The sequence below is a fragment of the Lachnoclostridium phytofermentans ISDg genome (assembly GCF_000018685.1).
In the GTDB taxonomy this organism is placed as follows: Bacteria; Bacillota; Clostridia; order Lachnospirales; family Lachnospiraceae; genus Lachnoclostridium; species Lachnoclostridium phytofermentans.
Window position 1 is genome coordinate 3,485,001 of sequence record NC_010001.1, and the last position, 10,000, is coordinate 3,495,000.

Consider the following 10,000-nt stretch of genomic DNA (forward strand, 5'->3'; position numbering starts at 1 on the left):
AACAGAATCTATCGTTGCACGTGCACAAGGAAATTATGCAAGTGTATCTGCTATTGCTACCGATGTAAAAAATAAACTTGGTGGAGAAACAATTGGTGTAATCTTCCCAATCCTTTCAAGAAATCGTTTTGCAATATGTCTTAAAGGTATTGCTATGGGTGCTAAAAAAGTAGTTCTTATGTTAAGCTATCCAAGCGATGAAGTAGGAAATGAGTTAGTGTCATTAGACCAATTAGATGAAGCTGGAGTTAATCCATATAGCGATGTACTTACTTTAGAACGTTATCGTGAATTATTCGGAGAGAATAAGCATCCATTTACCGGAGTTGATTATGTTGACTACTACTCCTCTATTATTAAAGATGCTGGTGCTGATGTTGAAATCGTCTTCTCCAATCAGCCAAAAACTATCTTAGAGTATACAAAAAATGTTCTTACTTGTGATATTCATACCAGAATGAGAACCAAGAGAATTTTAAAAGCCGCTGGCGCAGAAAATGTTATTGGACTAGATGATATCCTAACTTCTCCAATCGATGGCAATGGTTATAATGAAAATTACGGTTTATTAGGTTCTAATAAATCCACAGAAGATCAAATTAAGTTATTCCCAAGAGAATGCTTTGATCTTGTTAAGGATATTCAAACCCAAATCAAAGAGAAGACTAATCAACATGTAGAAGTAATGGTATACGGCGATGGTGCATTCAAGGATCCAGTGGGTAAAATCTGGGAACTTGCTGATCCATGCGTTTCCCCTGCATACACTGAAGGGTTAGAGGGTACTCCAAATGAGGTTAAATTAAAATATCTTGCAGATAATGATTTTAAGAACTTATCTGGTGATGCTTTAACAGAAGCTATTTCTGAACGTATTAAACATAAAGAAGATAATTTAGTAGGTAACATGGCAAGCCAGGGAACTACCCCTCGCCGTTTAACTGACCTCATCGGATCCCTTTGTGACTTAACCTCTGGTTCTGGTGACAAAGGAACTCCTGTTGTATTAATCCAAGGATATTTCGATAATTTTACAAACTAAAACTATAACTATCACGTCTTTAATATCCAAAAGACCAGTAAGTCGCTTTTGCTTAACTTGCTGGTCTTTTCTATTACCTTACGTTTCATTCCCCTGTCATAAATTCTAATAATTACTTATATAATCTTTTAGATTCTATTAAAATTTCAAAAGGTAGTAATATGAGAAGAAGGCTCTATTATCCACGAAAAAGAGTATTATTTCTCATATTAGATTTTTATTATTCTTTCGTTGTAAAAACAACAGATTTTTTATCTATCATCCAATACAATAATGACATAGCAACAAGCAATAAATAATAAAGGAGAGATAAAATATGAGTCAAATGTTTTGTTTTCAATGTCAAGAAACTGCAGGAAATAAAGGTTGTACCCTTAATGGTGTCTGCGGTAAAACTGCTGCCTTAGCAAATATGCAAGATTTACTTATCTATGTATCAAAAGGATTATCTGAGGTAACCACAAAACTTCGTTTAGAAGGTGGAAACATCTCATCAGAAGTTAATCACTACATTACATTAAATCTTTTCACAACTATAACAAACGCTAATTTTGATGATGAAGTTTTCTATCAAAGAGTAAAAGAAACCTTAGCTATGAAAGAAAATTTAATCAATCAGTTAAATAATAAAGAAAATCTATCCGAAGCTGCTCTTTGGACTTTACCAGTAGATAGCACAAAGGATGAAATCGAATCCATGATAGCAAAGTCCAATTCCGATGAAGTCGGAGTATTAGCAACAAAAGAAGAAGACGTTCGTTCTTTACGTGAGTTAATTACTTATGGACTAAAAGGTCTTTCCGCTTATGTAAAGCATGCGAATGCATTAGGCTATGATGAAGAAGCTATCGCTATCTTCATGCAGGAAACTTTAGCTAAATTACTTGATGATACTTTAACAATTGATGAATTAATTGCATTAACAATGGAAACAGGTAAATTTGGTGTAGATGGTATGGCATTACTTGATAAAGCGAATACCACAACTTATGGAAACCCAGAAATCACAAAGGTTAATATCGGTGTTGGAACAAATCCTGGTATCCTTGTATCTGGCCATGATTTATCCGATTTAGAGCAATTATTAATTCAAACAGAAGGAACAGGTATTGATGTTTATACTCACTCCGAAATGCTTCCTGCTCACTACTATCCAAACCTTAAGAAATTTAAGCATTTGAAAGGAAACTACGGAAATGCTTGGTGGAAGCAAAATGAAGAGTTTGAAAAATTCAATGGTCCAATTTTAATGACAACAAACTGTATTGTACCTCCAAGAGCTTCGTATAAAGATAGATTATATACAACTGGTGCTGCTGGCTATGTAGGATGTCAACATATTGATGGGGAATCCGGTAGCAAGAAAGATTTCTCAGTAATTATTAAGCATGCATTACAGTGTGAAGCTCCAGTGGAAATTGAAACTGGTGAAATTATTGGTGGATTCGCTCATGCTCAGGTTCTTGCACTTGCAGATGCAGTAGTAGGCGCTGTTAAGTCTGGTGCTATTAAGAAGTTTGTTGTAATGGCAGGCTGTGACGGACGTGCAAAATCAAGAAATTACTATACTGATTTTGCTAAGGCACTTCCAAATGACACTGTAATCTTAACTGCAGGTTGTGCAAAATATAAATATAACAAATTAGACTTAGGAGATATCGGTGGAATTCCTCGTGTATTAGATGCTGGTCAATGTAATGACTCCTACTCCTTAGCTCTTATCGCATTAAAATTAAAAGAAGTTTTCGAATTAAGCGATATTAATGAATTACCAATCATTTATAACATTGCTTGGTACGAGCAAAAGGCAGTTATCGTTTTACTCTCCCTTCTTTACTTAGGAGTGAAAAACATTCATTTAGGACCAACACTACCTGCTTTCCTTTCCCCAAATGTTGCAAATGTATTAGTAAATAACTTTGGTATTGCAGGAATTCAGACAGTAGAAGAAGACATGGATTTATTCTTTGGAAAAGATTCTTCTGAAAGCACATCTGATGAAATTACAAAGGACACTGTAATTGGCGATATCTTAAAGATTAATCCTGAAAGCGCTTCTACACTTATGGAAGCTGGTATGCATTGCCTTGGCTGCCCTGCATCACAGATGGAGACATTAGAAGAAGCTTGTAGCGTTCATGGTATAGATGTTGAAGAGCTCCTTAATAAATTAAATGCCTAATATAAACGTATTGAGATAACTCCTTAAATCATAAGACATACCTAATTTATACCTCTCTAAACGTAAATTTATCTATATATCTACTAAAAAGCAGGTACAACGTGTATCTCCCCGATTGCCTAGTTGCATACCAGAATTTCACGTTGTACCTGCTTTTATTATACATTTTTCTGATTTATTGCTATATATACTTCTGATTTTATAGCTTTCTCTATTGTATTTTTCTACCGAATTATTCTTCAACTAATCTATCCTATATCTATTAATCTCTTCTATTTTTATCTACTAATCTATTCCTATTTTTATCTACTAATCTATCCTATTTCTATCTACTAATCTATCCTATTTTTATCTACTAATCTATCCTATTTTACCGACTAATCTATTTAGTTAATTATACCGTCAATTCTCTTACCGTATGCTATTAAAACCGATTACCTTTCCCTTCCAAAGATGTATAAAAACCTTGAACAAAAACTATAAGGATAAATACAAAAAAGAGAGGTTGATCTATGGGAAATAATATGGATTTAGAATATGAAATGTTTTGTTACCAGTGTGAGCAAACCGCTGGTGGAAAAGGTTGTACCAAACAAGGGGTATGTGGTAAAACAGCAGAAATTGCAAATCTTCAGGATCTACTTGTATTTCAGATAAAAGGTATCAGCTGCTATGCAAAAGAAATGATTGAACGTGGTGAATACATCGATAAATCGATTGTTATCTTAATTGAAAACATATTATTCACGACATTAACGAATGTTAATTTTGACGCTTCTGTTCATGTTGAATTATTAAAAGAAACCCAAAAAGTAAAAGAATCACTTCGAAATCATGTTGGTGAAATTCATAATAATACCGCTCAAGCCACTTATAACTTACCTGATACCAAAACTGATATGTTAAAAGATGCTCCATTAGCTGGTATTATGTATGATAATGCTCTAGATCCGGATATTCGCTCCTTGAGACAAACTATTGTTTATGGTGTGAAAGGTATCAGTGCATATGGACATCAAGCAAGATCGCTGGGATACTATAGTGATCAAGTGGATAATTTTTATATTCTTGCTCTCGAAGCCGTTACAGACGATAAACTAAGTGTTGAAGAGTTGATTCGATGGACAATGAGAATCGGAGAAATGGCAATCGAGGTAATGAAAAAACTTGATGAAGCAAATACAAATACTTATAAAAATCCAACACCGCATAAAGTTAATGTCAATATAAGAAAAGGTCCATTTATCATTGTTTCTGGTCATGATTTAAAAGACCTTGAAATGCTGTTAATTCAAACAAAGGGCAAGGGAATCAATATCTATACTCATGGAGAAATGATTCCTTCGCATGGCTATCCAAATCTAAAAAAATATCCTCATCTCGTCGGTAATTTTGGCGGTGCGTGGCAAGATCAACAGAAACAATTTGATAATCTTCCCGGATGTATCTTAATGACTACCAATTGTCTTATGAAACCAAGAGAATCCTATAAGGACAGAATTTATAGCACAAATGTTGTAGGTTGGGATGGAGTTAAGCATATAAAAAAAGATGAAGATGGAGAAAAGGACTTTAGTGAAATAATACAACAAGCACTGGAATTAGGTGGATTCCTAGAAGATGAAGAGCCACATGAAATTCTTGTTGGCTTTGGACATCATGCTACACTTAGTTATGCCGAAAAAATAGTAGAAGCAGTAAAAAGCGGAGAACTTCGGCATTTCTTTCTTATCGGCGGATGTGACGGAGCTAGACCGGGTGCTACAGCCTTAGCAGATGCTTTTCAAACAGATGTAAACGGTCTACCTCTTTCATTAATCGTCTCCTGGTATGAGCAAAAAGCCGTTGCAGATTTATTAGCATTGCTTTCACTAGGAATCAAAAGTATTTACCTCGGACCATCCTTGCCAGCATTTCTTAGTCCTAATGTTTTGCAATATCTCGTTGATACCTTTGATATTAGAGCTATTAGTACTGCAGAAGATGATATTAAAACATGTTTGAAACAAAGTATAGCTTAAGCCATACATTTAGTACTGCTTAAATAAATCATAGCTTAACTCATACATTTAGCCCTGCTTAAATAAATCATAGCTTAGCTCATACATTTAACCCTGCTTAAATAAATCATAGCTTAGCTCATACATTTAACCCTGCTTAAATAAATCATAGCTTAGCTCATACATTTAGTCCTGCTTAAATAGAGCATATCTTAAGCAAACATTAAAACTCAGGGTTGATATGAAATTCATTAACTATAAACGCCAATAAACGAACTTTCTACTGTCGGTTCCTCTATTCTGACGTTTATCTATTGTTAATTATTTCATCCAGCCCTAAGTTTTTAATATTCATTTCTCCCATAAAGTTAGGAAATCCATAGGAAATATCTCTATTTACTTTATGCTCAGTTTTTTTATTTCCAGCCTTCCGGCAAGTATTTTATAGATCCCTGAATCATGTCCTCTACCAGTAAATCAATTTCCTCCGCAGTAGCTCTTCCTTTCACTAATGGATCATTGGCGAATGCCTGCTTTACTAACTCTTTATCACATGTAAGTGCAGCCTTTAATACTAGTTCATGGTTTTGTATATGTGGTATGGTTAAATGTAAGATAGAGTCTGGCATCTCCCCTGCAATAATTGGACGTATGGCATCCCTCTCAAAAATAGCATTTGTCTCAACCACCACTGAATCTGGTATATTCGGTATTTGCCTGTTGGTATTTGGAATATTTACATTACTTACAACTCTTTCTAAACCACAGAGCGCTTTTATTAATAAAATTCCTTCTTCTCCAGATGCCTTTAAATCAACTTTCTCTTCTCCACTCACTAAACGATGGCTTTTCTCAAGTCTCTGTTTAAGGTCTTCCTTTCTCCAATCTACTGTAGTTAATCCAAACTTCCAGCTCTTTACGTTTTCCGGATCTTTCAAGTACCAATCGCCAGGTACAAACTCTGCCAAGTGACGATCTCCTGCAGCTGCAATCAATCCATATTTCTGGAATAAATCAAATTTTACACGATGAGAACATGCAAATGTAGTATTTGCCCAGTTTGCATCATTTTCTATAAAACCTTCCTCAAAATGTTCCTTTACATAATCTCTATAGATAGGGAATAAATCTATTCCTTGATAGGATGCATAATCAAACCAAGTAAAGTGATTAATCCCTAAGACATTAACATGAACTTCATTTCTTGGTATATCCTCAATACCAAGCACCTGTTCTGCGATCCCTTTTAAAACTTTCTGAGTTCCAAATACTTCATGACAACAACCAAATGCTTTAATCTCTGGAAATACATGATATAATGTTTTCACACATAAAGTCATTGGATTCGTATAATTAATTACCCATGCTTTAGGAGCATATTTTTTTACTGCTTCTGCTATATCAACAAACATAGGAATGGTGCGAAGTGCACGTATTATGCCACCAGGACCTGCAGTATCTCCAACAGATTGATAAATTCCCAAACGTTCTGGGGTATGTACATCAGATTCCATTTCATCAAAAGTCCCAGGCAATATCGATATCACAATAAAATCTGCACCGGTTAGAGCCTCCTCTAATGTTTCTTTTGTTTCATAGTTCCATTTTCCAATGGCATCTTCTCTTTGTGTGATTGAATTTCCAATAAACATATTTTGTTCTGCTGCGGATTTATCAATATCAAACAGCCTAACAGTACCAGATAATTTTGGCTCTCTTGCTAGGTCAGTCATGAAAGTCCATGCCCATCCTCGGGAACCTCCACCAATATAAGCTATTTGTAAATCTGATACCATATTACTCTGATACTTCATCTGACTAGCTCCCTTCTCTGTAAATACTTTATAGTTCCAACTAAGAAGTCTCCTCCTACTTGTCATTATACTAAATAATGTGGTGTAATTCTTATAAAATTTTGCCTTTTTTTCTCTATTTTTCAAACTATCAGATACAATTTATTAAACTTAATCGAGAAAAGCTTATATATCGAGTAATCCAATTTTATCCTGCCTTATGTTTAAGTAACAGCTACTCCTAAGGTCAATCTAAAAAAAAGGAAGGTATTTTACCTTCCCTAATTATTTTTTTGTTACGCTATATTTAATAAGAACTTCCATTCATCCGTACCAACAGTAATATCTGTTCCAACATTCTTTAGTAAAACCCACTGATCAATGCTTTTAATCGCTTCTTGACATTTTAGTCCGTAAATTCCATCAATTCCATCTTTATTTTTCCCGTACTTTCCAATATCGTAACCCAAATCAATTAATCTTTGCTGTACCAATTCAACAACTTTTCCCTTTGTACCGAATTTAATCAATGGCACCTTACTAAGAACTTCTGGCCCCGGTATTCCATCAACCTTCACCTTAATCTCATTTTGCAAATTCATGCACCAGGAATAAAAACCGCTTTCAATACCCGTAAATTTCGCATCATAGGAATTTACATTAAAAACAAATCGTTTTGATATACTGTATGTCTCTCCTGATTTAAACATCCGATTACAATAAGTTCTCATATCTATGATTCTTGGCCCAAACCCTGACGGATGACCTATTGTTTTACCGTCCCCAATATACATCTCAACGTGTCCAACATGAAGATATCGATCCTTCCATGTTCCCCAATTGGAACTGTTTTGTTTTGCTTTTTCATAGTTAAAGAAAATCAAATCCCCTGGTAATAAATTACTCTCATCTGGTAATTCACTCTTAGCAACATCGACTATGATACCTAATTTATTCTGTGCTTGCGATGAAGAGTATGATCCTATATTGATTCCAGAAATCATCTTATAAGTTGTAAACATAGTCGATGAACAATCGCCATAACCTCTCGGATTTTCATAAACATTCAGTCTTAACTTACTATCTTGCGTATACGTATTTTTATATTCTCTTCTCTTTAATGATTCAACTAACAACTGCCTTTGTTCTGATAATGTCATTATAATCCCCCCTTAGTATTCAATGCCTTAACAGCAGATTCAATCAGAAGGTTTAATTGTTCCTCTGTTATTGATATCCCTTTTTCTTTTAATAGTTTATTCATGTATTCCGTAACAAAAGCTTTCTTTTCTATTCCCTTTGATTCCCCACTGATGATTTGTTCTGCCGCTGTAACAGCTGTCTGAATCCAAGCAAGAATCTGAGAAGCTTTTTCTGTATCTAATTTTACTTTAAGCCATGGAATTACATACCTTGATACTAAACCTAAAAGAATTACAACAATTATTTGTATAGCAGAAAATAATATTTCATTCATACGATCCCTCCATCTCTATGTCAGTCCTTATTACATCTTATTCTTAATTCGACATTATGTGATAGAAGTATTTGTTGTATTTTAGGGAATACTCTATAATATTATCACTTTATAGTAACTGTAATTTTAAAGAGAAGAAAAAATTTAAGACTATGTATCTTTAGAAACAAATGAAATTATGACTACGTATCTTTAGAAATAAATGATATTTATGGCTACATATCGTAGAAATGAATGATATTTATGACTACATATCGGAGAAATAAATGATATTTATGACTACATATCGTAGAAATAAATGATATTTATGACTACATATCGTAGAAATAAATGATATTTATGACTATGTATCTTTAGAAATGAAAGGTATTTATGACTACGTATCTCTAGAAATAAATCAAATTTATGACTACGTATCTCTAGAAATAAATGATATTTATGACTACATATCTCTAGAAATGAATGATATTTAAAATTACATATAAATTAATTCATGCAGCAATAAAAAATATAAGAAATACTTGTCCTATGATATAATACTCGCTTGAGCACGAAAAAAAAGACCATCATACAACGGTCTTTACTTATCATTATAGAATATTATATCATTAATTCTATACTCTCAAAACTTCACATTGAATAAATCTCACACATTACTTTAAACAAACCTTTTAGGTTAAGCCCTCGACCTATTAGTAACAATCAGCTACATGTGTTACCACACTTCCACCTTTGTCCTATCAACCTTATCGTCTTTAAGGGGTCTTACTAGCTTATGCTATGGGATATCTTATCTTGAGGGGGGCTTCACGCTTAGATGCCTTCAGCGTTTATCCCGTCCCGACTTGGCTACTCGGCCATGCTCTTGGTAGAACAACCGATACACCAGAGGTCAGTCCATCCCGGTCCTCTCGTACTAAGGACAGCTCCTCTCAAATATCCTACGCCTACGCCGGATAGGGACCGAACTGTCTCACGACGTTCTGAACCCAGCTCGCGTACCGCTTTAATGGGCGAACAGCCCAACCCTTGGGACCTACTACAGCCCCAGGATGCGATGAGCCGACATCGAGGTGCCAAACCACTCCGTCGATGTGAACTCTTGGGAGTGATAAGCCTGTTATCCCCAGGGTAGCTTTTATCCGTTGAGCGATGGCAATCCCACTTTATACCACCGGATCACTAAGTCCTACTTTCGTACCTGCTCCACCCGTCGGTGTCACAGTCAAGCTCTCTTATGCCTTTGCACTCTACGAATGGTTTCCAACCATTCTGAGAGAACCTTTGAGCGCCTCCGATACCCTTTCGGAGGCGACCGCCCCAGTCAAACTCCCCGCCTGACATTGTCCCCTAGCCGGGTCACGGCTACAGGTTAGAAATCCAGTACTACAAGGGTGGTATCCCAACAGCGACTCCGTAAGAACTGGCGTTCCTACTTCTTAGTCTCCCACCTATCCTGTACATGCAGCACCGAATCCCAGTATCAAGCTGAAGTAAAGCTCCATG

The 10,000-nt window shown here is 35.3% G+C and carries 6 protein-coding genes and 1 rRNA gene (2 of these 7 only partly in view); 3 read left to right on the forward strand and 4 right to left on the reverse strand.

What is annotated here, in order from left to right; translation table 11 throughout:
- The 3 genes from CPHY_RS14710 to hcp (CPHY_RS14720) all read left to right on the forward strand — a co-directional run.
- Window positions 1–1,042, forward strand: the 3' portion of a protein-coding gene (locus tag CPHY_RS14710) for a coenzyme F420-0:L-glutamate ligase (protein ID WP_012200856.1). Its footprint begins 149 nt before the window's first position; only the last 1,042 of its 1,191 coding nucleotides appear in the window; its start codon lies beyond the left edge, outside the window; its stop codon occupies window positions 1,040–1,042.
- A gap of 316 nt (window positions 1,043–1,358) precedes the next feature.
- Window positions 1,359–3,224, forward strand: coding sequence for a hydroxylamine reductase (gene hcp, locus CPHY_RS14715; RefSeq protein ID WP_012200857.1), 1,866 nt, complete (start codon window positions 1,359–1,361; stop codon window positions 3,222–3,224).
- Window positions 3,225–3,736: 512 nt separating this feature from the next.
- Entirely contained in the window at window positions 3,737–5,245 is a 1,509-nt protein-coding gene (gene hcp, locus CPHY_RS14720) for a hydroxylamine reductase (protein ID WP_012200858.1), read from the forward strand.
- A 395-nt stretch (window positions 5,246–5,640) separates the two neighbouring features.
- Here hcp (CPHY_RS14720) and CPHY_RS14725 read toward each other — a convergent pair whose 3' ends face one another.
- From CPHY_RS14725 to CPHY_RS14740, 4 genes are all read right to left on the reverse strand, one after another.
- Window positions 5,641–7,038 carry an alpha-glucosidase/alpha-galactosidase gene (locus CPHY_RS14725; protein WP_041703710.1) on the reverse strand — a complete coding sequence of 466 codons (1,398 nt, stop codon included), beginning with the start codon at window positions 7,036–7,038 and terminating at the stop codon, window positions 5,641–5,643.
- A 275-nt stretch (window positions 7,039–7,313) separates the two neighbouring features.
- Window positions 7,314–8,177, reverse strand: a complete 864-nt coding sequence (locus CPHY_RS14730) for a C40 family peptidase (protein ID WP_012200860.1) — start codon at window positions 8,175–8,177, stop codon at window positions 7,314–7,316.
- Window positions 8,177–8,494 carry a phage holin gene (locus CPHY_RS14735; RefSeq protein WP_012200861.1) on the reverse strand — a complete coding sequence of 106 codons (318 nt, stop codon included), beginning with the start codon at window positions 8,492–8,494 and terminating at the stop codon, window positions 8,177–8,179. The genes CPHY_RS14730 and CPHY_RS14735 overlap by 1 nt, the downstream gene beginning before the upstream one ends.
- Before the next feature lie 672 nt (window positions 8,495–9,166).
- A 23S ribosomal RNA gene (locus CPHY_RS14740) occupies window positions 9,167–10,000 on the reverse strand; it runs 2,082 nt beyond the window's last position.